At 37.3% G+C, this 22,456-nt stretch carries 23 protein-coding genes; 12 read left to right on the top strand and 11 right to left on the bottom strand.

Going from position 1 to position 22,456, the window contains the following annotated elements; genetic code table 11:
* Positions 1-4: 4 nt before the first annotated feature.
* The 5 genes from DET49_RS09170 to wrbA all read left to right on the top strand — a co-directional run bounded on the left by DET49_RS09170 (position 5) and on the right by wrbA (position 7,778).
* Positions 5-3,646 (top strand): chemotaxis protein CheB, encoded by a 3,642-nt coding sequence (locus tag DET49_RS09170; RefSeq protein ID WP_133547798.1) that lies wholly within the window; start codon positions 5-7, stop codon positions 3,644-3,646.
* A gap of 6 nt (positions 3,647-3,652) precedes the next feature.
* The gene (locus tag DET49_RS09165) at positions 3,653-5,866 is read left to right on the top strand and encodes an ATP-binding protein (protein WP_133547797.1); all 2,214 of its coding nucleotides are present in this window, start codon (positions 3,653-3,655) and stop codon (positions 5,864-5,866) included.
* Between the two features lie 69 nt (positions 5,867-5,935).
* Complete coding sequence (locus DET49_RS09160; protein ID WP_243729591.1) at positions 5,936-6,493, top strand: response regulator; 558 nt, start codon at positions 5,936-5,938, stop codon at positions 6,491-6,493.
* Positions 6,483-7,049 carry a biliverdin-producing heme oxygenase gene (locus tag DET49_RS09155; protein ID WP_133547796.1) on the top strand — a complete coding sequence of 189 codons (567 nt, stop codon included), beginning with the start codon at positions 6,483-6,485 and terminating at the stop codon, positions 7,047-7,049. Before DET49_RS09160 ends, DET49_RS09155 begins: the two co-directional genes overlap by 11 nt.
* 126 nt (positions 7,050-7,175) lie before the next feature.
* Positions 7,176-7,778, top strand: a complete 603-nt coding sequence (gene wrbA, locus DET49_RS09150) for an NAD(P)H:quinone oxidoreductase (RefSeq protein WP_133547795.1) — start codon at positions 7,176-7,178, stop codon at positions 7,776-7,778.
* Between the two features lie 122 nt (positions 7,779-7,900).
* Here wrbA and DET49_RS09145 read toward each other — a convergent pair whose 3' ends face one another.
* The 6 genes from DET49_RS09145 to recF all read right to left on the bottom strand — a co-directional run bounded on the left by DET49_RS09145 (position 7,901) and on the right by recF (position 11,523).
* Positions 7,901-8,284 (bottom strand): DUF3037 domain-containing protein, encoded by a 384-nt coding sequence (locus tag DET49_RS09145; RefSeq protein ID WP_133547794.1) that lies wholly within the window; start codon positions 8,282-8,284, stop codon positions 7,901-7,903.
* The gene (locus DET49_RS09140; protein ID WP_133547793.1) at positions 8,262-9,053 is read right to left on the bottom strand and encodes a HipA family kinase; all 792 of its coding nucleotides are present in this window, start codon (positions 9,051-9,053) and stop codon (positions 8,262-8,264) included. The genes DET49_RS09145 and DET49_RS09140 overlap by 23 nt, the downstream gene beginning before the upstream one ends.
* A 90-nt stretch (positions 9,054-9,143) precedes the next feature.
* Positions 9,144-9,719, bottom strand: a complete 576-nt coding sequence (locus DET49_RS09135; protein ID WP_243729590.1) for a pseudouridine synthase — start codon at positions 9,717-9,719, stop codon at positions 9,144-9,146.
* 10 nt (positions 9,720-9,729) lie between these two features.
* A complete protein-coding gene (locus tag DET49_RS09130) occupies positions 9,730-10,026 on the bottom strand; it encodes a DUF721 domain-containing protein (RefSeq protein WP_133547791.1) in 297 nt (98 codons plus the stop codon).
* A 1-nt stretch (position 10,027) separates the two neighbouring features.
* Positions 10,028-10,447, bottom strand: a complete 420-nt coding sequence (locus tag DET49_RS09125) for a lipocalin family protein (RefSeq protein WP_133547790.1) — start codon at positions 10,445-10,447, stop codon at positions 10,028-10,030.
* Positions 10,444-11,523, bottom strand: a complete 1,080-nt coding sequence (recF, locus tag DET49_RS09120) for a DNA replication/repair protein RecF (RefSeq protein ID WP_133547789.1) — start codon at positions 11,521-11,523, stop codon at positions 10,444-10,446. The genes DET49_RS09125 and recF overlap by 4 nt, the downstream gene beginning before the upstream one ends.
* Positions 11,524-11,669: 146 nt before the next feature.
* On the opposite strand from recF, the gene DET49_RS09115 reads away from it, so the two are divergent.
* From DET49_RS09115 to DET49_RS09085, 7 genes are all read left to right on the top strand, one after another.
* A complete protein-coding gene (locus tag DET49_RS09115) occupies positions 11,670-12,443 on the top strand; it encodes a tetratricopeptide repeat protein (protein ID WP_133547788.1) in 774 nt (257 codons plus the stop codon).
* Positions 12,444-12,445: 2 nt separating this feature from the next.
* Positions 12,446-12,943 (top strand): 6,7-dimethyl-8-ribityllumazine synthase, encoded by a 498-nt coding sequence (gene ribH, locus DET49_RS09110; protein ID WP_133547787.1) that lies wholly within the window; start codon positions 12,446-12,448, stop codon positions 12,941-12,943.
* A 107-nt stretch (positions 12,944-13,050) separates the two neighbouring features.
* The gene (locus DET49_RS09105) at positions 13,051-13,344 is read left to right on the top strand and encodes a hypothetical protein (RefSeq protein ID WP_133547786.1); all 294 of its coding nucleotides are present in this window, start codon (positions 13,051-13,053) and stop codon (positions 13,342-13,344) included.
* The gene (mutL, locus tag DET49_RS09100; RefSeq protein WP_133547785.1) at positions 13,345-15,213 is read left to right on the top strand and encodes a DNA mismatch repair endonuclease MutL; all 1,869 of its coding nucleotides are present in this window, start codon (positions 13,345-13,347) and stop codon (positions 15,211-15,213) included.
* A complete protein-coding gene (locus DET49_RS09095) occupies positions 15,214-15,957 on the top strand; it encodes a rhomboid family intramembrane serine protease (protein WP_133547784.1) in 744 nt (247 codons plus the stop codon). It abuts the gene before it with no gap.
* Positions 15,957-16,877: a rhomboid family intramembrane serine protease gene (locus DET49_RS09090; protein WP_133547783.1), complete on the top strand. Its 921-nt coding sequence runs from the start codon at positions 15,957-15,959 to the stop codon at positions 16,875-16,877. The genes DET49_RS09095 and DET49_RS09090 overlap by 1 nt, the downstream gene beginning before the upstream one ends.
* Positions 16,878-17,903, top strand: coding sequence for an endonuclease/exonuclease/phosphatase family protein (locus DET49_RS09085; RefSeq protein ID WP_133547782.1), 1,026 nt, complete (start codon positions 16,878-16,880; stop codon positions 17,901-17,903).
* Here DET49_RS09085 and DET49_RS09080 read toward each other — a convergent pair.
* The 5 genes from DET49_RS09080 to DET49_RS09060 form a co-directional block, all read right to left on the bottom strand.
* Positions 17,893-18,543 (bottom strand): WbqC family protein, encoded by a 651-nt coding sequence (locus tag DET49_RS09080; protein WP_133547781.1) that lies wholly within the window; start codon positions 18,541-18,543, stop codon positions 17,893-17,895. The two genes, DET49_RS09085 and DET49_RS09080, sit on opposite strands and share 11 nt — an antisense overlap.
* Positions 18,544-20,118 (bottom strand): signal peptidase I, encoded by a 1,575-nt coding sequence (gene lepB, locus DET49_RS09075; RefSeq protein WP_133547780.1) that lies wholly within the window; start codon positions 20,116-20,118, stop codon positions 18,544-18,546.
* 55 nt (positions 20,119-20,173) lie between these two features.
* Positions 20,174-20,887, bottom strand: a complete 714-nt coding sequence (gene dapB / locus DET49_RS09070) for a 4-hydroxy-tetrahydrodipicolinate reductase (RefSeq protein WP_133547779.1) — start codon at positions 20,885-20,887, stop codon at positions 20,174-20,176.
* Between the two features lie 75 nt (positions 20,888-20,962).
* Positions 20,963-21,559 carry a DUF5683 domain-containing protein gene (locus tag DET49_RS09065; RefSeq protein ID WP_133547778.1) on the bottom strand — a complete coding sequence of 199 codons (597 nt, stop codon included), beginning with the start codon at positions 21,557-21,559 and terminating at the stop codon, positions 20,963-20,965.
* A complete protein-coding gene (locus DET49_RS09060) occupies positions 21,549-22,454 on the bottom strand; it encodes a ParB/RepB/Spo0J family partition protein (protein WP_133547777.1) in 906 nt (301 codons plus the stop codon). The genes DET49_RS09065 and DET49_RS09060 overlap by 11 nt, the downstream gene beginning before the upstream one ends.
* Between the last annotated feature and the right edge of the window lie 2 nt (positions 22,455-22,456).

The raw sequence follows: 22,456 nt of genomic DNA, 5'->3' as shown, positions 1-22,456 counted from the left end.
CTAAATGACAAAAGTAAATAACTACCCCTCCAGGTCAGAGCTGGATACTAAGCTTAAAACTGAAGAACCCCGAGTAATTGCAGTAGGTGCTAGCGCCGGAGGATTGGAGGCACTAAAGGCTTTTTTTGAAGGCATACCCGAAACCGATAAAAATGCTTATGTAGTTATACAGCATCTCTCACCAGACTTCAAAAGTATGATGGGAGAACTTTTAAAAAAGAATACAAACCTGCCCATACGTGAGATTAAAAACCACCTGAAGATAGAGCAGGGACATATCTATTTAATTCCACCTGCTAATAATTTAACTTTTAAGGATAACCAGCTACACCTTATTGAAAAGCCTAAAGATCAAAGTTTAAATCTACCGATAGATATGTTCTTTGAAGCACTTGCCAAGGAACGTAAAGAAAAAGCTATTGGTATCATTTTAAGCGGTACAGGAAGTGATGGGACAAGGGGAGTAAGGGCTATTAAGGAACGCGATGGTATGATCATGGTCCAGGATCCGGAGGAATCCAAGTTTGATGGAATGCCGCAAAGTGCTATAAATACCGGTTTGGTAGATTATGTATTGCCAGTGTCTAACATGGCTAAAGAGCTCAGAAATTTTATTGAATCTCCTTCTGTCTTTCATTTTAAGGATGGTGATATTAATTATAATGAAGGAGAATTAATGAAAATTCTTCGGTTTATAGATGAACAAACCGGGCTCGATTTTAGGGAATATAAGCACGCTACCCTTGCCCGCCGTATCGCAAGAAGGGTGAATGTATGTAAATGCAATAATCTTTTAGAATATTATAAATTCTTGATCAATAATAGTGAAGAAGCAGAAATACTGCACCGAGAATTCTTAATTGGGGTAACCAAGTTTTTTAGAGACGAAAATGTCTGGAAAGTCTTAAGAGAAGAGGTGATTCCGAAGCTGGTGGAAAGCAAAAAAGATGGAGAGGTTATAAAGCTGTGGGATGTAGCCTGCAGTAGTGGCGAAGAGGCTTATTCCTTTGCCATGATTATTATCGAGGAAATCGAGCGACAGAAAAAAAGTGTAGATTTGAAGATTTTTGCTACCGATATCTCCCAGAAGCATCTTGAAATTGGTAGTGAAGCATTTTATCCAGAAAGTATTGTTGCAGATATTGATTCCGAATTACTGCTGAAATACTTCATCAGTAGACCCGATGGCTATAAGGTTATTGACAAGGTACGCAGAATGGTGGTTTTTTCAAGACACAATATCATCAAAAATCCACCTTTCAGCAATATGGATATGGTGGCCTGTAGAAATCTTTTAATTTATTTTCAACCGGGAATTCAAAATAAGGCTTTAAACTTCTTACAATATGCCCTTAAGGTGGGAGGTATTTTGGTGCTGGGCACTAGTGAAAATGTTTCTTCTCAAAAGGATAACTTTAAAGTAATAGATCGGGGAGCTAAAATTTTTAGAAATGAAAATGTAAATAAGCGTTTAAACGCCAGTATTTCACAAACCACCTCTACAAGTAATTTGACCCAGGGAACAAAGGAAATTCAACGACCCGCTTATAGAAAATCTTCAAGTCCTGTTAAAAACAAACTTACCGATGAGCTCAATCAAACCATCATGGAGGTTTTTGGAGGTGCCAGTGTTTTTGTAGATGATAACTTTAATATTCTACAGGCAGTAGGGGAATTTCGGAAATATGCTAATTTACCGGTGAGCGGATTTTCCGTGAACCTGTTGGATATGCTGGCAACGGATTTGAAATATACCATTCAAAGCACTTTAAAAAAGGCTAAAACCGAAAATGTAAAACTAAGATACCAGGACGCCTCCTTTGAGCATCAGGGGGAGAAAAAATCTGTAGATATTATCGTCAAACCATTCCAGACAAAAAATGATGATACTGATACCAATTTTGTAATCACTTTTATTGAAAAGGAAATCGATCTGGAATCTGTTAAAACCTTAGATAAGCTTACCCTAACCAGTCGCACTAAGGAATATGTGGCCGATCTTGAAGAGGAGCTAAAGGAAACCAAAGAGGAGTTGCAAACTTCTATAGAGGAGATAGAAACCAGCAATGAGGAACTACAGGCAGCCAATGAAGAATTATTAGCTTCAAATGAAGAATTGCAAAGTACAAACGAAGAACTGCAAAGTGTAAATGAAGAAATTAACACGGTAAATGCTGAAAATCTTCAAAAGGTAGAAGACCTAGCGGCCCTAAATGCCGATATGAATAACTTGCTGGAAAGCACTGATATTGGGGTGATTTTTCTTGATAAAGATTTGAAGATTAGAAAGTTCACACCGGCCATTCAGCGGCATTTTAATTTAATCGATTCCGATGAGGGCAGGCCTATCGAGCATTTTACCTCTAGTATGGGGAAAAGCAATCTTATCACTCGCTGCAAAAGGGTGCTTAGAACCAGTAAAATTCTGGAAAAACAAGTGATGACCAAGGATGGTTCCTATTATTTAAGAAGAATATCCCCTTATATTAATTCTAATGATGAGACTACCGGAGTGGTCATTACCTTTATAGATGTCGGTTTATTGCAACGCTCCAAAGAAAAATTGGTGGCCAGTGAAAAACGTTTTAAATCTTTCTACGAAGAAGATCCCGTAATTCATATAAGCGTTGACCCACAGACCCAACTTATCGTGCAATGCAATGAGATGGCGGTGACCAGGCTTGGCTATAACTCAAAAGAAGATTTAATAGATCGACCTGTTTTTGACCTTTATAATGAGGAATCTCAGCTTAAGGCATTAAAATCAAATAAGGAATTTAAAGATACGGGTGCCATAGTCAATATGGAGCAGGATATGCTTACTGCCTCGGGAGATTTGCTTCCGGTAATTTTAAATGCCACCGCCGAAAAGGATATGGAGGGAAGAGTGGTGACCATTAGATACACCTGTGTCGATATTTCAGATCTAAAGCAAGCTGAAAACCAATTAAAACAACAACATGAAGATTTAGAAAGAGCCAATAAGGACCTGGAACAATTTGTTTCTATATGTTCCCATGACCTACAGGAACCACTTTCTACCATTAAATTCGGAAGTGATGTGCTGGGTAAAATGTATGCTGATAAACTGGATGAGAAAGGAAAGAATTATATCAAGTATATCAAAGATGCCTCCACACGACTTTCTGAGCAAATTAAAGCCCTTTTGGAACATTCCAGAATTGGACGGCATGGAGAAAAAAGCCTGGTCAACATTAAGGAAATTGTAGAGGTTGTAAAATATGACCTGGGTAAAAGAATTAAGGATACCAATGCAAAGGTGAATGCAGGTTCTCTTCCTAAGATTAAGGGGCATGAAGTGGAGTTACGTTTACTTTTTCAAAACCTCATAAGCAATGCTATTAAATATACTCCCAAGGATAGAAATCCTGATGTGCGTATTGCTTCATACCGGGAAGGAACGCATTATGTTTTCTCGGTAACCGACAATGGCTACGGAATTTCAGAGGAGGATAAAAAAAATATTTTCACAATTTTTAATCGGGTCAAAGAAGACAATGGACATGATGGTACCGGGGTAGGCCTGGCCCATGTTGAGAAAATCGTTCAGCTTCACGAAGGTACTATATGGGTGGAAAGCCAGGTAGGGGTAGGCAGTACTTTTTATTTCAAATTAAAAGCATAAGCGTATATGAGCTCAGGACAGCTTTCTTATCCCGGGAAGGTGGACATTCTAAACTGTGAAAAAGAACCCATTCACCTGATTGGAAAAGTGCAGGCTCATGGGGTTATTCTGGCGGTACATCCGGAAACATTTAAAATTATTCAGGCCAGTGAAAACACGACCAAATTCTTTGGGATTTCCTATACTTCTTTAATTGGAGACGCTCTCGAAGATTTAATTGGGAAAACTGCTTTTGAACAATTTAGGAATACCAGTTTGAGAAACTCAATTTTTAAAGCGCAGGAGCTCAAGATTGGAAATAAATACTTTGTGATGCTGCCTCATTTTACTGCTAGTAATCTCATTATTGATTTTGAGGTTTTAGGTGAGGTTTGGGATCCAATGATTTGGCAGGAGAAATTAAGCAGTATTATTACCCGATTTGATAAAGGAAAGACGGTTTTAGAGCTGTGTAGGACCGCTGCAATATTGACTAAGGAAATTTTTGGTTACCATCGAGTAATGGTTTACCGGTTTGATGAAGATTGGAATGGGGAGGTAGTTGCAGAGCAAAAAGAAGAGCATTTAGAAAGTTGGTTGGGCCTCCATTATCCCGCCAGTGACATCCCTTCACAATCCAGAAAATTGTTTTTAAAAAATAAGGTGAGAATTATATCAGATGTCAATTATGAACCTGTTTCCATTTCCCCTGAAATATCACCGTATACAAATAATCCATTGGACCTTTCCAGATCCGAATTACGGGCTGTTTCTCCAATTCATATAGAGTATTTACAGAATATGAAGGTGGGCGCTTCCTTAACTACGGCTATTATTGTAAATGATGAGCTCTGGGGGTTGATAACCTGTCATCATTATAGCGCTAAATTTATAAATTATTTTCAACGGGAAACCTTTAAGTTTCTAACCCAGATTTTATCAAATAGAATATCTTCTATTCAAACCGGGATATTCAATAAAAAGTTCAGTGAAAATTCTCAGGTAAAGGAAAAAATTTTAAAGGATCTTGACCTTGGCAGCCCTTTGTTCTATGAACTTAATAAGGCTGAAATACCTTTGACTTCTCTTATCAATAGCGCTGGGGTTGCTGTAATTTTTGGTGAGGAAATAGGGCTTATGGGAGACACACCTACTAAAACCCAGGTGATGGATCTGTGTGATTTTCTTACTCAAAACAAGGAACCTATTTTCCAAACAAAGAGCCTTAAAAAAATATATCCAAAAGCGAAAAGTTACCAAAAGTGCGCCTCTGGAATCTTAAGCCTTAAACTGGGAAAGCTCCTTGATAGTTTTGTGATTTGGTTCAGACCAGAAATAGCCGAAACAGTAAGTTGGGGTGGTAACCCTGAAAAAAAAGTTTTTTTTAATTCCTCCAAACAGCGTTTAAGCCCCCGAAAATCATTTGAGAAATGGACTGAAAAACTGAACGGAATATCTAATCCCTGGAAGGATTACGAAATAGAAACAGCAAAATCCTTCAGGGAAAGTTTAAACCAGGTTATCCTCAAACAACAAAAAGAGGAGATTGTAAGATTAAATCAAAACCTTCAGGAATCCAATAAGGATTTAGAACTTTTTAGCTATGGAATTTCCCACGATCTTCGTGCACCTTTGCGAGGAATTAGCGGGTACGCACAAATGATCAAAGAAGATTATAGCCAGGAGCTTTCTACTGAGGTTATAGAAAGCCTGGATACTATGCTAAAGACTTCCCAAAAGATGGAAGAAATGATAGACGATATCCTTACTTTTTCCAAAATGACCAAAGGTAAACCTCAAAGGAAAATATTGAATACTAATAAGCTACTAGAGGAAATTTTATTTAGTTTTAACTTAGGGATTAATTTCACAAACACGAAGTTAGAAGTAGCGTCGAAACTTTTGGAAACAAATGGAGATCGCCGAATGCTATTACAATTGTGGAGTAATTTATTAAGTAATGCCCTGAAATATTCTGAACATGCTGAAAATCCAAAAGTAGAAATCGGTAGCTTTCCAAAAGATACCAAGAATGTTTTTTATATTAAAGATAATGGTACTGGAATAGCCGATGTGGATCGCAAGAAAATTTTTAAATTATTTTCGCGGTCTTCAAAAAATAGTTTTAAAGGAACCGGCATTGGCTTAGCCATTGTTGCCAGAATTATAGAAAAACACAATGGGGAAATATGGATTGAAAGTACTCCCGGATCGGGAAGTACATTTTTCTTTCACCTTTGATTTTTTTGCTGAATTTTTTACTACCGTTTATAACTTTCAACAGTTTCGTATTTTTGTTTAAATTTAGAAATGATGATTAACATTCCTTTGCGTATATTATTGGTTGAAGATGAAAAAACCGATGTTGTCTTAATTAAAAGAAATATTTACCAGGTGGTGGAAAAGCCAGTGATAGAAGTGGTGAATGATTTTCCAGATTTTGAAAGTGTTTTTAAGAATTTTTTACCGGATTTGGTGATTTCAGATTTTAGTCTGCCTTCCGGTACCGGCTTGGATGTCCTAGAACTAATCAAATCGATAGATGAAAGTATTCCTTTAATATTTATTACCGGGGCGTTAGATGACGATGAGCTGGCGGCCGAAACTATTGTTTCGGGCGCCTCGGGTTTTATTTTGAAAAAGCATATGAGTTATCTTGATCAGAAGCTGGAGCCTCTTTTAAAGCAAGTAGTATATAATATGATCCAGCATGATGAACTAAGGGAGCGAATTCGGAAGAATAAAATAGCTATTCATCAAATTTACGGCTACCTCGAGAGTATGAAGGCAGACGATAAGGAGCAACGTGACAATATTAAAAAAATAAAAAATAACTTAAATAAATTCAACATAGAAAATGCTGAATAACCTTAGAGAATCTACCAAATCACTGCATAAAGAGCTGGAAAATGAGAATCTTGCCGCTCAGATTATTTCCCACCAGATTAGCCTGGAAAATTATAGACTTTTACTACTCCAAAATTATATTGCTTATAAAATTACCGAAACTGAAATTTCAAAATTCATCCTTGATTACCAATCTGACAAAAGTGATCAACTTGCCAAAGATCTTCAAAATCTAAATGTTGACACCTCTATTTCCCATCAATTTCAGGACAAATTTTCTATTTCTACTTATGAGGAAGCTTTGGGATCCGCTTATGTTGTATTAGGTTCCGCCTTAGGGGGAATGTATATTTCCAAAGAAATTTCCAAATGTCCGGAATTAACAGCTATTTCTACCCCACACTTTTTCAATGGCGATCGCCAGGGCGTAAAATCCTGGAATCAATTTGTTAAAGAAATTAATTCCCAAAATTTTAGCGAAGTACAAATAGCGTCTGCTTCGAGAAAAGCCCAGGAAACTTTTGAGTTTTTCGGTTATATTTTTAGAAATACCGCTGAGATATCACATAAGGCTTAGGTATACAAGCCATAGGTAACATTTACGGATCTGTTTTTAATTTAACTTTATAATAATCTTAAAACAATTAGGCTTATTTTGTTTTATATTTATAATGAAAGATTAATCAATTTTAAAGTTTTAATTATGAATAAACCAAAAGTAGCAGTGATATTTTATAGTGCCACAGGTACAAATCATCAATTGGCACATTGGGCCATGGAAGCCGCTAAAGAAGCTGGAGCAGGTGAGGTACGATTAAAAAGAGTACAGGAAACTGCCCCACAACAGGCAATTGATCAAAACCAGGACTGGAAAAAATATGTCGAGGAACATAAAGATTTTCCTACCGTGAACTTAGACGATCTCCAGTGGGCGGATGCAATTATTTTTAGCACGCCAACCCGATATGGAAATTTGCCTTCACAATTACAGGCATTTTTTGATACTACTGGAGGGCTTTGGTCTGCTGGAAAACTGGCAAATAAGGTGGTAAGTGGGATGACTAGTGCTGCAAATCCACACGGGGGACAGGAAACTACTTTGATGTCCTTATACAAAACTATGATCCACTGGGGCGCTATAATTGTACCACCGGGTTATACCGATCCCTGCTTATTTGAAGCAGGGGGAAATCCATATGGTGCAAGTGTAAAAGCTGATGGTAACACTCCAGGAGACAATATTAAAAATGCGGTAAAACACCAGGCAAAGAGAACGGTAGAAATGGCTGGTAAACTGAACGGTTGATCAAAATTTCATAGAAACTGATTCTCAATACTCAGCTTCCTGATCCATAAGGAGAAGGAAGTTGTGTATTGAGATGCTTATTTTTATTGAAAAGGAACCTTGCTATTTCTGAAACACTTTTGTTATAAAACAAGTTCCCTATAAAGACGATTCAAGGTCATTTCAAGATCTTTTGTCATTCCTGGGTGGGGGCGTGAAGTTTGAATGATAGAACTGCGCACCGCGGTAAGCCATCTGAATCTTGAGGCCAAATCAACTTGAGCAATAGGTCCCCCTTCTTTGACACCTTCACAGATTTTTTTAAAAGAATCCAGGTTGGCCATTACTTCATCTTTTTCTAAATCTTTACAAAAGACATGCAACCGGGTAAGATCCACCTCATATAAAACTTTTAAAAATCCTGCTCTTTTGCTGAAGAGAATGATTCCGACATTTAGGAATTCTTCCCGTTCAACTTTAGGCACCAGCCTAATAACAGCATATTCATATAAGTGCTTGTCTTGCATTTTCTGCTTCTTTTATAAAAATTGAGGAATGGTCCAGGCGCGTGGTTAAAAACCTCGCATAAACTTCTTTTATTTCTTCTTCCGTCTGCTGGGTCTCCTCCCATTGCAACCATTCTGAGGGGATCAAAGACACAATTTCCTTTATTTTGGTGGGAGTAATTATTGTTCTGCAATACTCATCTGCTTCTTTTAGTTTAGTCGCCCGCGGCAGTAAAACATGGTCTTTTATGAATTTAAAAGGTGTTTTTGCTTTTTCATCGGGACTGGTCCAGGAATGATGGAAGTAGAAAGAAGCGCCATGGTCTATAAGCCATAATTCTTTGTGCCAGATTAGCATATTTGTATTTCTAAAGGTGCGATCGACATTGGTAATAAAAGCATCTAACCAAACTATTTTGGAGGCTTTAAATTCGTCAACTTCAGTGACTACGGGATCAAAATTTATTGCAGCAGATAGGAAATGTAGTCCCAGGTTTAAACCCTGACTAGCCATTAATAAATCCTGAATCTCCTCGTCGCCCTCTGTTCTTCCGAAGGCCTCATCCAAATGGGCATAGACCAGTTCTGGGACTTTGAAGCCTAAGGTCCGCGCTATCTCGCAGCCAAGGAGTTCTGCAATTAAAGCTTTTACCCCGTGGCCTGCTCCCCGAAATTTTAGGACATATTTAAAATCATCATCAGCCTCGGTCAAAGCAGGTAAGGAGCCTCCTTCCCTTAGCGGAGTGATATACCGGGTAACTGTTACGGTTCTTAATTCAGCTTGCTGCATAAATTTTTGTAAAGTCTCAAAGTTAAGGTATCTAAGCTTATTGAATAATAAATTAAATGCTATGTTTTTCCTTAGATCTAAGATAACTCCTCAGTAAGAGAATTCAGAGAGTTCAATTACTTCACCGGAATCCATATTATTTAGTTTTTCACTGCCGATTCTAACACGCACCAATCTTAATGTTGGAAATCCAATGGCGGCGGTCATCTTCTTTACCTGTCGGAATTTCCCTTCAACCAGGGTGACAGAAATCCAACTAGTCGGACCGTGACGCTGGTCACGGATTTTTTTTGCTCTCTTTGGGAAATTTGGTTTTTCCTTTAAAATAAAAGCCTGGCAAGGCAGAGTGGTATAGGTTTCCCCGTGGATACTTATTTCCAAACCCTGTTTCAATTTATCTAAAGCTCCGGGAGTGATTTGTCCATCTACCTGAACATAGTATTCTTTTTCAATCTTATTCCCATTGACCTTTGCGCTGAGCTTTCCGTTGGTAGTAAGAAAAAGTAAGCCTTCAGAATCCTGATCCAGGCGTCCCACAGCCATAGTTTCAATTGGGAAATCACCTAAGTCACCCAGGAGCTTTTTTTTCTTTCGAGGACGTTCATTGGTGATAAACTGGCTTATATAGCCGTAGGGTTTATAAATCTTGAAATGGCGGTGGTGCACTTGATTAATTTTAACGTAAAACCAGTTTTTTAATCAGGTCTTTTCCTAATTCCCTGTTTAACATCCTAATGATCTTTTCTTTGCCATAACTAAGTTCTTCCCTTAAAACAGAAGAACTCAACTGTACAAAAAGAGTGTCGTTTTGAAGCTTTATGGCTGTGGTATATTTTTTAATTGCAGGACCCATTTCACGGAACCAAACGTCTTTTACACTAATTTTATCTAAACCGCCCTGTAATTTATTGTGATCTACAAATTCTTTTAAAACTTCACTTAAGCTCTGGTTTTCGCTATTTCTTTTCTTCATTTTATTCATTTAACAAGGAGGTGAATTTGGTGTAATAATATATTTTTCCGTCCTGATTGATCACGCTGAACTTTTCTTCTTCAGCAGAAATCACGGTTTCTCTCCACTGGTCAAAGGGAGTTTTATAATATAGTCGTAAACTATCGTCCTCTATTTTTGCAATAATTTCTTCTTTATTATCACTCGTTTTAAAGCTCCCATCAAATTGTGGTTTTAGCTTCTTTCTAAATCCTTTATTCCCATCAAATTCCATATAATCAACTACGGCGTTTATCTTATAATTAATTACGGAGTCCTTGGAGACCTCTACCCGGTCAATTTCCCAGTAGCCAGTAAGATACTTGAGTTGTTGTTCTGGACTTCTTTGCTGACATCCTAAAAGTACGGTACCAAGAAGGAAAAAAAGAATTTTTTTGTTCACAATTTAAAAAGTTTATAAGATTGATTACTGCTTTTAACCACAGCCTCCGTACGGTCGGCATGGGTATCACTAATAAAAATTTGCCCAAGCTGATCTGTAGCTACCAAAGCTACGATGTGTGCCACGCGCTGTTCGTCTAATTTGTCGAAAATATCATCCAGCAGTAAAATCGGATTTACTTTGCTAATGGCCTTAATAAAATCAAACTGCGCAAGTTTTAGTGCGACCAAAAAAGATTTTTGTTGTCCCTGGGACCCAAATCTCTTTATGGGGTGGCTTGCAATTTCAAAACTCAAGTCATCTTTATGTGTGCCTACACTGGTGTATTGTAGCGCCAGATCTTTTTGAAGATTCTGTTCGAGCAAAGATGCTAAGTCACTCTTAAAAAGCTGGCTTTTATAACTGATATGTACCTCTTCCTTGTTGTTAGTGATATCTGCGTATCGTTTATTGAAAATCGGAATGAACTCTTCTAAAAACAATTTTCGTTTTTCAAAGATATACTGACCCAGCTCACTTAGCTGGTGATTATACACTTCAAGTGTGTCACGGTCAAAACTATGGTTGGCAGCGAAATATTTCAGCAGGGAATTCCTCTGTGCGTTTATTTTTCCATATTGTATTAATTTATTTAGGTAAACATTATCGCTTTGGGAAATTACCCCATCCATAAATTTACGTCGAGTTTCACTGCCTTCGATAATAAGATCACGATCAGCCGGTGAAATAATTACGGTAGGGATAAAACCAATATGCTCACTGAACTTTTCATAAGCCTTATTATTTCTTTTAATCACCTTTTTTTGCCCGCGTTTGGCACTTACCAATAGATGTTCTTCCTTTTCTGACTTTTCAAAATAACCTTCAACCACAAAGAAATCGGCATCATGGTTTATGTTCTGAGTGGTAATTGGATTGAAATAACTTTTTCCAAAAGCTAAAAGATAAATACTGTCTAAAACATTCGTTTTACCAACACCATTATTACCTACAAAGCAATTTATTTTAGTATCAAACTCGAAAGAAGCCGAATCCAGGTTTTTATAATTAACTAAAGAGAGATGTTTTAAAAACATAAAGTTCTGTTATTCAGCTTTGTAAATTTTATCAAAAGGAATTATCAAAGTAAAGCGAATGACCCTAAAATATTAAAAAAATACAAATAATTTCCCTTTTAATTTTGAATAAAAATCATATTTTTGCCACGCATTAAACAGTTTTTATGGCAACTTACAAGAAAAAAGGATATAAACCATCTAATAAGGAAGAACAGCAGAAACAAGTAGAAGACGAATCTACGACTGCTGAAGTATTTAATACCCTTGACCAGGGCGCTGGCAGGACCGAAACCTGGGTAGCAGAGAATCAAAAGTACATATATATCATTGTAGGAGTAGCAATTGTAGCCGTTTTGGGTTACCTTGGTTATGATCGTTTTGTAAGTGAACCAAAACAGGAGGAAGCAGCTAACGAAATGGCACAGGCACAAAATTATTTTGCTGCTGCATTAGATGCTTCAGGTGCTGAGCGTGATTCCCTTTTTATGATGGCTTTAAATGGAGGTGAAGGAAAATATGGTTTTATCGATATTGTAGAAAATTACGGAAGTACAGATGCCGCTAATTTAGCAACATACAACGCAGGTTTTGCTTATTTGAATACGGGCAATTACCAGGAGGCAATTAATTACCTTGAGGATTTTGAAAGTGAGGACGAAATTCTGGCAGCTCTTGCTACCGGAGGAATTGGTGATGCTTTTATGCAGTTAGAACAACCAGAAGAGGCTTTAGGGTATTATGAAAAAGCAGCTTCTATGCGGTCAAATGAATTTACTACCCCAAAATTTTTACTTAAATCTGCAATCACGGCATTAGAGTTAGGGCAACCAGCAGTGGCCAAGGAACACCTACAACAGATCGAAGAGGAATATCCTGAAACTCCTGAAGCTGAGAAAGTACCAGTTTATATGGGGCAGGCTAGTGCTGCAAAACAATAATTATGGCAACAGAAGGAAATAATCTTTCAAATTACGATAAAAACAAACTTCCCGATGCGAGTGATTTTCGTATCGGGATTGTTGTTTCTGAATGGAACGATGAGATTACCGAAGGCCTTTATAATGGTGCATATAATGCCCTGGTAGAAAATAAAGTACAGCCTAAAAGAATTGTACGCTGGAATGTTCCCGGAAGTTTTGAACTGGTCTATGGGTGCAAAAAAATGCAGGAAAGTTTTGATATGCTGGATGCTATTATTGCCATAGGAAGTGTGATAGAGGGAGAAACCAAGCATTTTGATTTTGTGTGCCAGGGAGTTTCTCAGGGGATAAAAGATCTAAATGTCAACAATGAAATACCAGTAATCTTTTGCGTATTAACGGATCAGAACATGCAACAAGCCATTGATAGAAGTGGTGGTAAACACGGTAATAAAGGTACTGAAGCTGCCATAGCTGCAATTAAAATGGCAAAACTACGCCAGGACGCCAGATATTAAATCTGTTGGTATAACGGCACTATTCTTGTTGATTTTTTTAGCTTCCTGGCTTCGGTTTTGTGAAGCAATTTCAGTAAATTTGAACTACTACCAAAAATCAGCATATTTTGAAAATCAAAATTTATAAACCCAGAAAGAATGCCCGTTATAATTATACCCCAAGATATTATAAGGGGAAAGATGCGGGTAATATTTATAGTTTTGATTCTAAATTCAATAAATATAGGGAAACTACAAACGATATAGATTTCGGTTCTCAATGGGCCGAAGTACGTAAATCCAGCAGGAACAGGGGCAACCGGGAGATGAATAAGCGCTTGCTTATAATTATTATGGTGCTGGTATTTATTTTTTTATGGATAATTGATTTTGATCTGTCCATCTTTTCCAACCAGCCATAAATGAGTGATATAATTCAACTTTTACCAGACCATGTAGCCAACCAGATTGCTGCCGGGGAAGTAGTGCAACGCCCTGCTTCGGTGGTTAAGGAACTGGTGGAAAATGCTATTGATGCAGAATCAGAAAATATTCAGGTGGTAATCAAGGAGGCGGGTAAAACCCTTATCCAGGTTATAGACGATGGCAGGGGAATGAGCCAAAGCGACGCCCGAATGTGTTTTGAACGCCATGCCACTTCCAAAATAAAATCTGCTGAAGATCTTTTTAGTTTGCAGACCAAAGGTTTTCGTGGAGAAGCACTGGCTTCGATCGCTGCTATTGCACACGTGGAATTAAAAACAAAACCAGAAGATGAGGAGGTAGGCACACAGATAAAGGTAGAAGGCAGTAAGGTTTCAAATCAAGATGTTTGTGTTTGTCCAAAAGGAACTTCGATAAGTGTTAAAAATCTTTTTTATAATATTCCGGCAAGAAGAAATTTTTTAAAATCTGATGTGGTCGAGACTCGTCATATAATTGATGAATTTCAAAGAGTGGCATTGGCACATCCGCAAATCTCCTTCTCGTTATTTCATAATGGAAACGAGCTGTTTCAGCTTCCCCAATGCAATCACCGCCAACGAATCACCAATATTTTTGGTGGAAAAACCAATGAAAAACTGGTGCCGGTAACAGAGGAAACCGAGATCGTTGAAATCTCAGGATTTGTTGGAAAACCCGAATTTGCTAAGAAATCTAGGGGAGAGCAGTTTTTTTTTGTGAATAACCGGTTTATAAAAAGCCCTTATTTAAATCATTCGGTAGTAGCCGCTTTTGAAGGTTTGCTAAAGGAAAAATCCTATCCAAGCTATTTCCTATTCTTAAAAGTTAATCCCAAAAGTATTGATATCAACATTCATCCTACTAAGACTGAAATTAAGTTTGACGATGAACATGCACTCTATGCAATCCTAAGAAGTGCGATAAAACATAGTTTGGGACAATTCAATGTTGCTCCGGTTTTAGATTTTGACAGGGATGCTAACCTGGATACGCCCTACGAATACAAAAATAAATCAGCAGCAGTACCGCAGGTTGAAGTAGATAAAAATTTTAATCCCTTTCGAGAGGAAAATTCAAGAACCCATAGAGGAACCTCTAATTCTTTTTCTTTAAATCTTATAAGAGAGCGGGGAGAAAGTTGGGAAAGTTTATATTCAGGTTTACAAACCGAAGATTCTTTACAAAACGGGAATGATTTTAATGAAATTGAATTTGAAAGTGAGCAGGTAACAGGAAATTTATTTGCACCCTCAGAAGATTCACAAGAAAAATCTACCTTTCAGCTTCATAAAAAGTATATTGTTAGCACGTTGAAAAGTGGAATTTTGGTGATCGATCAACATCGTGCTCACACCAGGATCTTGTATGAGGAAATGCTAAAGAATATAACGGTTTCAGCTGCAGTGAGTCAACAGTTATTGTTTCCGTTGAACCTTCAATTCAATACGCACGAAATAGAAATACTCAAACAATTACAGGATTCACTTGAACAAACGGGATTTGTTTTTTCAGAAGTAAAAAGCGATTTCGTGGAAATAGTTGGAATACCGACGCTTATTTCAGAAAGTGAAGTAGAAATATTGTTAGAACAACTCATAGCAGATTTTGAAAACGATGTACCTGATAATGGGTTTTCGCAAACCGACTTATTAGCTAAATCCCTTGCAAAGGGAATGGCGGTAAAATCCGGAACATTATTAAACAATACCGAGCAGCAACATATCGTTAATCGTTTGTTCGCTTGTAAAGAACCCGGGTTAAGCCCGTCTAACAGATCGGTTTTCGTTACTTTAACGGTAGACGAGCTGGATAAAAAATTTATGTAAATGGGAAGAATTACCGACACAGTAAAAGTACTTTTAATCATCAATATCATCTTTTTTGTTGGTAGCCAGTTTCTGGGTGATTATGCATATCAATTATTTGCACTTTGGTTCTTTGAGAATGAGAATTTTATGCCCTGGCAGTTTGTTAGCCATATGTTTATGCATGGCAGCTTGATGCATATTATTTTTAATATGTATGCACTTTGGGCTTTTGGAGGGCCCATTGAACAAATGCTTGGACAAAAACGCTTTATCTTCTTCTATTTTTCAGCTGGACTTGGAGCAGCTTTGTTGCATACCTTGGTGAATTTTATAGAATTTAAAACCGGTTACAATGCTTTGCTGGATGCCGGAATGAGCATGGGAAGTATAGAACAATTGCTCAGGACAGGGGAATACGCCACTGCAATATTAGATTCGATCCCCAAGGAAACCCTGCAGGATTTGTATCAGAGTGTAAATACCCCGGCTGTTGGAGCCTCTGGAGCAATATATGGAATTCTGGTTGCTTTTGGAATGATGTTTCCAAATGTGGAATTATTCTTGCTCTTTGTGCCGGTACCTATAAAAGCAAAATTCTTTATTCCAGTACTTATTCTAATCGATTTGTTTTCAGGATTAACAGGATATTCGTTATTTGGTGGAGGTGTGGCACATTTTGCACACGTTGGTGGAGCCTTATTTGGCTTTATTATGATGTGGTACTGGAAGAAAAACCAGTTTAATCAAAATCGTTGGGATTGATGAAAGGATCTGAAAAATTAAGATATAAACTCCAAACCGCTACGGTTGTGGAAAAACTGATCGCCATAAATGTGGTGATATTTCTCTTGTTCTTTTTGCTTAGAACCTTAACTTATTTGTTTCAGTTACCTTCAGAATTTTTACTGGAGTGGTTTGTTTTTCCAAAGGAATTGGGGGAGTTTATCTATAAACCCTGGACTATAATTACCTATGCCTTTTTACACGGTGACATTTGGCATATCCTTTCTAATATGCTGATCTTATATTTCTCGGGAATCTATTTTCTGAACTATTTTTCTCCAAAACGATTACTTAATTACTTTTTTTTAGGAGTGATCATGGGTGCTTTGGTGTATATGTTAAGCTATAATCTTTTCCCCGCGTTCCAGTCAACTGGCCGTTCCTATTTAATTGGAGCTTCAGCAGGGGTGATGGCAGTTTTAGTTGGTATTGCGGCCTATATTCCAAATATGCGCGTTAGACTTCTTTTAATAGGGAGCATAAAATTCTGGTGGATCGCCGCTTTTCTGGTAGCATTGGATGTTATTCAAATTCCGATCAGTAATGCTGGTGGACATCTTGCACATCTTGGGGGTGCGGCCTTGGGTTATGTTTATACCAAGCAATTACAAAAAGGAAATGATATCGGTTTATGGTTTGAGAAAATAATGGATAGTTTGGCGAGCTTATTCAAACCGAGTGAACGAAAGGCGAAAATGAAAACCGTTTACCGAAAAACAGCCAGTAAGGCATCTGCCAAGACCACCACACAATCTGGATCTTCCTTCTCCCGGAAAATGGAAAAGGATGAAAAGCAGCGGAAAATTGATACAATTTTAGATAAAATAAGTACAAGTGGATACGATAGTTTGAGTAAAACTGAAAAAGATTTCCTTTTTAAAGCTGGTAAAGAAGATTAAATGAAAAACCTTGGCCTTTTGGATAAGATCATTTTTATCTTTAATTCCCTGGCAGCTACTGGGCTTTTACTCTCTTATCTGCTTGCTTTTATTCCCCCGAAATCATTTCCGCTGCTTTCAGTCTTAAGTCTTGGGGTTCCTATTTTAATTCTTATCAACCTGGTATTTTTGATTTTCTGGCTTGTAAGGTTTAAAAGACAGTTTTTGCTGTCTTTTCTTATTCTGCTTATCGGTTTCAATTATGTAACAAGTCTTTATCAATTTAGTGGGGATACCCGAACTTCTAAAGAAGAGTTGAGTATCATGAGCTATAATGTAAGATTGTTTAATGCTTATAACTGGACCCGGGAAAAGAACATCCCTACAAAAATAACCGATTTCATAAAGGAGAAAGATCCTGACATTTTATTAACCCAGGAACATACGGTGGATGAAGTAAAATTACAAAGGATCTATCCGTATCATTATGTGCACAGAAAAGGAAAGAATTCAGAGTTCGGTTCCGCTATTTTTTCTAAGTATCCAATTATTGGAAAATATTCAGTAGGTTTTCCCCACGATGGCAACAACAATGCGATTTATGCAGATGTGGTAGTAAAGGAAGATACCCTGCGCATTTTTAATGTTCATTTTCAATCACTAAATATTAAACCCGAGATTGATGCACTACGAAAGGAAGATTCAAAAAAATTATTGGGTAGAATAGGGCAGGGCTTTAGTATGCAACAGGAACAGGCAGAAATGATGATGGATAAAGTAAATGAAGACGGATATAAAACCATTATAGCTGGAGATTTCAACAACACCGCTTTTTCTTATATTTATGAGATGATAACCGCTGAAGGTAGATTTACAGATGCCTTTTTAAATTCAGGGCAGGGTTTCGGTCAAACTTTTAAATTGAACTATTTTCCTTTGCGTATAGATTTTATGCTGGTAGAATCAGGTATCCAGATAAACTCCTTTGAGCGATATAAAAATTCATTCTCAGATCACTATCCCATTCTTACTCGAATTAAAATTTAAACTCTTGAACTTCCAGAAAATTTAGGGTGTTAGGACCTTCACAGAAAAGGAGATCAAGGATACTTAAATTCGACAAAAATCCGTGCTTGTCCTTAAAAACCTGAGCATATTGATCGTGTTTAAAACTGATTTTTGATTTAGCATCAATCAAAAATCTCAGGTCTTTCTTCTGCTTAGGATGAAGTATATATTCTGAGGTTTTTTTGAAATTTAAATCTAATTGAAGCGAGTCGGTAATAAATGCTAAGCAGGCATAATTAAAGTCCAGTAAATTTTCGAATTTCGAATGGTAGAGCGGGTAAATGTCGTCTTCATAAAATTCAAAAAATGGAGAAGTTTGATAAGAAGCTTTTAAGGCTCGCCAATGTTGTTTTTGCCATTGGAAGTCGTTTTCAATTTTAACTTCCTTGTAAAGCTGATGCTTTCCGGCTTGCTTTGGTTCTCCCGTAACGGTTGAGCGATGCTTTATAGGAATGTTTAGCAATAATGCTCCATTGGAATCATAGATATACATCCGGTTACGGTAGGTTTGCTTCTGATAATTATCTTCGTTTTCAAAAAAAACATGATCAGCCTTTGCCAGGGCAACATATTGAGCAATAGGCCCAAAATAGGATGGATGTATTAATATGCTTTCCATCTATTGGTTTTTCCGGCGTTTTTTAAAATAATTGAAGGCAATAATGATTACGACTATTATTAAAAAATAGGGTAGATAAGAGATAGGTTTGGATTCACCTTTAACCGTTGTGAAAACCCTATCCCACCTTATCTTATTAAAAAAACCTTCCGCATTGGTGTCCCAACTCATCCAAATAAATACTGGTTTGCCCACTACATGATTTTCGGGAACAAATCCCCAGGTTCGACTATCCTCGCTATTATGACGGTTATCACCCATCATCCAGTAATAATTCTGTTTGAAAGTATAGGAATCTGCGGGTTGTCCATTTAGTAAAACTTGGGTGCCGTTAACGCTCAATTCGTTATCAATACCAATTTCACTTCCTTCATAGGTTTCAATAATCCGTTTATAGAATGGTAAAGATTCAGGAGTTAGTGATACGGTTGCACCTTCCTTGGGAATGTAAACCGGGCCCATAAAGTCATTGTTCCAGTTAAGTTTTCCGTTGTTAGGAAAAATACGAGGATCTTTCGCTCCTAAGGAATCAGAATATCGTTGGATACTGGTAACATTAGGATGATTTTTAATGCGGTTATATGCAGCTTCTGTTAATGCTTTTATATAAAACTGATTGGTATTTGGATTGTGATAATACCCGTCGGTAATATCATATTCCTCGTATAAATATCGGGGACTAAAACCCTGACCATTGGTAGTACCTATATAAGTGAACTGTGTCTTTGCACGACCCGGAAGATCGAGTGGCTGATTATTTATAATCACTTTCCCAGCTCTAACTTCCAGTGAATCTCCGGGAAGTCCCACAGCACGTTTTACATAATTTGATTTTTTATCTATAGGCTTGTAGTAATACTTCCCATCACCATATTGCTGAAAAGCATTCACCGTGTCTACTGGCCAGTTGAACACCACGATATCGTTACGTTCAATGTCTTCAAAACCAGGTAGTCTCAAGTAGGGTATTTGAGGGTAACTAAGATAAGATTTGATTCCCAAAACAGGTATAGTATCGTGCACCATAGGAAATGCGACCGCTGTTCGAGGTAATCTTGCACCGTAATGAAATTTACTTACAAAAAGAAAATCTCCAACCAAAAGTGTTTTTTCTAAAGAGGATGTAGGTATGGTAAAGGGCTGCATCACATAAGTGTGCACTATAGTAGCCGCAATTACGGCAAATAAGATGGAACTCACCCATTCCCCGGCGGCAGTTCTTGGTTTTAGGCTACGATCTTCAATATATTTTACATCGGTAGCGTAGTTTATATAATAAATATAAAAGCCAAGGCTAAGAATGGCTAAAAAAGTATCTGTTCTGCTATGCCGACCAAAACTTCTAATGGTTTCCACCCATATTACCGGAAACATTATCAGGTTTACAATGGGAATAAATAGAAGTATTACCCACCACCAGGGCCTATTTATTATCTTCATTAAAATTACTGCATTGTATACAGGAATTGCGGCTTCCCAGGCTTTTCTTCCGGCTTTTTTATAAAGTTTCCAGGTGCCCGCGAAATGAATAACCTGAACTACCAGAAAAAATAGAAACCATTGTGTAAACGTCATAATCTTATGCTTTGCTTATTAGTAACAAAATGGAGTGTTTGTTACTATATTTTATTTAAAATTCATTGGAAAGTACATCCTTCATCGTGAAAATACCTTTCCTATCTTTAATATATTCGGCGGCAATTACTGCTCCAAGAGCAAATCCTTCACGCGACTTGGCGGTATGCATAATCTCTATAGAATCTATTTTAGAGCTGTAAGAAACAGTATGTGTACCTGGAACATCCTCAATTCTTTTTGCTCTGACCGGGATCTCATCTGCTTCTGCATGGTCGAGTTGCCATGCATTTTTTTTGTCGTTTTCAGCGATGATCTGTTGGGCCAGGCTTATTGCAGTTCCACTTGGGGCGTCTTGCTTTTGTGTATGATGAATTTCTTCAATTTCCACCTCATAATCGGTCATGCCATTCATGATCTCAGCTAATTTCTTATTAAGCTCAAAAAAGAGATTTACACCCACACTAAAATTTGAAGCATAAATAAAAGCACTGTCTTCCTTTTTGCATATTTTCACTGCCTTTTCATAGTCATCCAACCATCCAGTCGTACCACAGACCACCGGGATTTTATTTTTAAAGCAGGTGGTAATGTTTTTAAATGCCGCTTTTGGTACACTAAAATCAATAGCTACGTCAATTTTCATTTTTTCAAGCTCGAAACTCTCAATATCTTCCTCGAGCTTCAAAACAATTTCGTGGCCACGGTTCTTGGCAATTTCTTCAATCGCTTTACCCATTTTTCCGTATCCTAAAAGTGCTATTTTCATTATTTATATTTTAATGTTATTTTTTAAAAGCAGATTCTACAACTAAAAATGTAAACAATATTATTTTTTGGTTTATTAAAAAGTATAATTTAACGATAAGCCATAGCGGGATTTCCCTGTGTAATTATCAAGATTTAAACTAGGTTTTACCGTTAGGTCTTCACTTACATTAAATTGCTGTAAATGGGCGTCAACATTTGCATCAATTATGTTCAGAATATAAATTCCGGCAGTGACTAAAATCGAAATTTCTTTATTACGGCGATAAAATTCCTGCGCCCTTATCAAACCTTCCGCTGTAATTCTTTCTTTACCATCCACAATAAATTCATCATCCCGGTATCCTGCGATTCTTCTTTTATAGATTGAGCGGTATCTGTCGTATTCTTTATCGTTATCAAGATAAAAATAAACGCCTATTCCAAGCCCTGTATAAATAATAGGAATTTTCCAGTAACGCCCGTTGTATGCCTGCCCTAAACCTGGTAAGACAGCTGAGTAAAATGCCGCTTTAGCAGGGGCAAGCGCATTATAGGGTTTGTAATCTTTTTCTTGCTCAACAACCTTCTCTTCTACCACAGGTTCTTCAATTATTAAAGAATCTTCCTGGGCCGTAAGTGAGCAGACGAACAACAGAAAACTAAAAAATGATAAAATCCAATTAGTTTTCACCTTGAATAAGTTTTTTTAACCGATTAAAATCTTCTTGGGAAGAAAAAGGTATACTGAGTTTTCCACCACCCTTTTTAGTGATCTTTATGTCTATTTTTGCTCCAAGATATTCTGAAAACTCCTTAATTTCCTTTTTGTATGATGCAGGAATAGCAGCTGGTTTTTTCGTGGACTTGGAACTTTTCAAACCTTCGTTTATCTCGCGAACCAATTGCTCGGTTTCTCTAACTGACAAAGATTTTTGAAGTATTTTTTCATAAATCTCCAGTTGCTTTTGTGGATCGTTTACGTTGATAATCGCCCTGCCATGGCCCATGCTCATAAAGCCGTCGCGCATTCCCGTCTGAATAATGGGATCGAGTTTTAAAAGGCGTAAATAATTGGCTATGGTAGATCTGTTTTTACCAATACGCTCACTAAGCTGTTCCTGAGTAAGGTTAATCTCATCAATAAGCCGCTGATAGGAAAGTGAAATTTCTATTGGATCCAGATCCTGACGTTGAATATTTTCTACCAGCGCCATTTCAAGAGATTCCTGGTCATTAGCGATCCTTATATACGCCGGAATTGTCGCCAAGCCCACCAGTTTTGAAGCGCGATACCGTCGTTCTCCGGAAACCAATTGGTACTTATCAAAATCCAGTTTCCTAACAGTAATAGGTTGGATTACACCAAGTTCCTTAATTGAAGAGGCTAGTTCTTTTAAACTATCCTCATTAAAACTAGTCCTTGGCTGAAAAGGATTTACTTCTACAGATTCCAAATCCAGTTCTACAATATGTCCAACCAGTTTATCTGCATTTTTATCTTCTGCTGATTGTATATCATTTTGTGGATCTTTTAATAAAGCTGAAAGGCCTCGGCCTAAAGCTTGTTTTTTGGTCGCCTTCGCCATCT

This window comes from Salegentibacter sp. 24, assembly GCF_004362395.1.
Taxonomy (GTDB): domain Bacteria; phylum Bacteroidota; class Bacteroidia; order Flavobacteriales; family Flavobacteriaceae; genus Salegentibacter.
The sequence above is the reverse complement of the archived record's forward strand: the minus strand, read 5'-3'. Positions and strand labels throughout refer to the sequence as shown.

Coding starts and splice junctions, on each gene's coding strand:
- DET49_RS09170 (WP_133547798.1), top strand. CDS start 5: ATGACAAAAGTAAATAACTACCCCTCCAGGTCAGAGCTGGATACTAAG.
- DET49_RS09165 (WP_133547797.1), top strand. CDS start 3,653: ATGAGCTCAGGACAGCTTTCTTATCCCGGGAAGGTGGACATTCTAAAC.
- DET49_RS09160 (WP_243729591.1), top strand. CDS start 5,936: ATGATGATTAACATTCCTTTGCGTATATTATTGGTTGAAGATGAAAAA.
- DET49_RS09155 (WP_133547796.1), top strand. CDS start 6,483: ATGCTGAATAACCTTAGAGAATCTACCAAATCACTGCATAAAGAGCTG.
- wrbA (WP_133547795.1), top strand. CDS start 7,176: ATGAATAAACCAAAAGTAGCAGTGATATTTTATAGTGCCACAGGTACA.
- DET49_RS09145 (WP_133547794.1), bottom strand. CDS start 8,284: ATGCAAGACAAGCACTTATATGAATATGCTGTTATTAGGCTGGTGCCT.
- DET49_RS09140 (WP_133547793.1), bottom strand. CDS start 9,053: ATGCAGCAAGCTGAATTAAGAACCGTAACAGTTACCCGGTATATCACT.
- DET49_RS09130 (WP_133547791.1), bottom strand. CDS start 10,026: ATGAAGAAAAGAAATAGCGAAAACCAGAGCTTAAGTGAAGTTTTAAAA.
- recF (WP_133547789.1), bottom strand. CDS start 11,523: ATGTTTTTAAAACATCTCTCTTTAGTTAATTATAAAAACCTGGATTCG.
- DET49_RS09115 (WP_133547788.1), top strand. CDS start 11,670: ATGGCAACTTACAAGAAAAAAGGATATAAACCATCTAATAAGGAAGAA.
- ribH (WP_133547787.1), top strand. CDS start 12,446: ATGGCAACAGAAGGAAATAATCTTTCAAATTACGATAAAAACAAACTT.
- mutL (WP_133547785.1), top strand. CDS start 13,345: ATGAGTGATATAATTCAACTTTTACCAGACCATGTAGCCAACCAGATT.
- DET49_RS09095 (WP_133547784.1), top strand. CDS start 15,214: ATGGGAAGAATTACCGACACAGTAAAAGTACTTTTAATCATCAATATC.
- DET49_RS09090 (WP_133547783.1), top strand. CDS start 15,957: ATGAAAGGATCTGAAAAATTAAGATATAAACTCCAAACCGCTACGGTT.
- DET49_RS09085 (WP_133547782.1), top strand. CDS start 16,878: ATGAAAAACCTTGGCCTTTTGGATAAGATCATTTTTATCTTTAATTCC.
- DET49_RS09080 (WP_133547781.1), bottom strand. CDS start 18,543: ATGGAAAGCATATTAATACATCCATCCTATTTTGGGCCTATTGCTCAA.
- lepB (WP_133547780.1), bottom strand. CDS start 20,118: ATGACGTTTACACAATGGTTTCTATTTTTTCTGGTAGTTCAGGTTATT.
- dapB (WP_133547779.1), bottom strand. CDS start 20,887: ATGAAAATAGCACTTTTAGGATACGGAAAAATGGGTAAAGCGATTGAA.
- DET49_RS09060 (WP_133547777.1), bottom strand. CDS start 22,454: ATGGCGAAGGCGACCAAAAAACAAGCTTTAGGCCGAGGCCTTTCAGCT.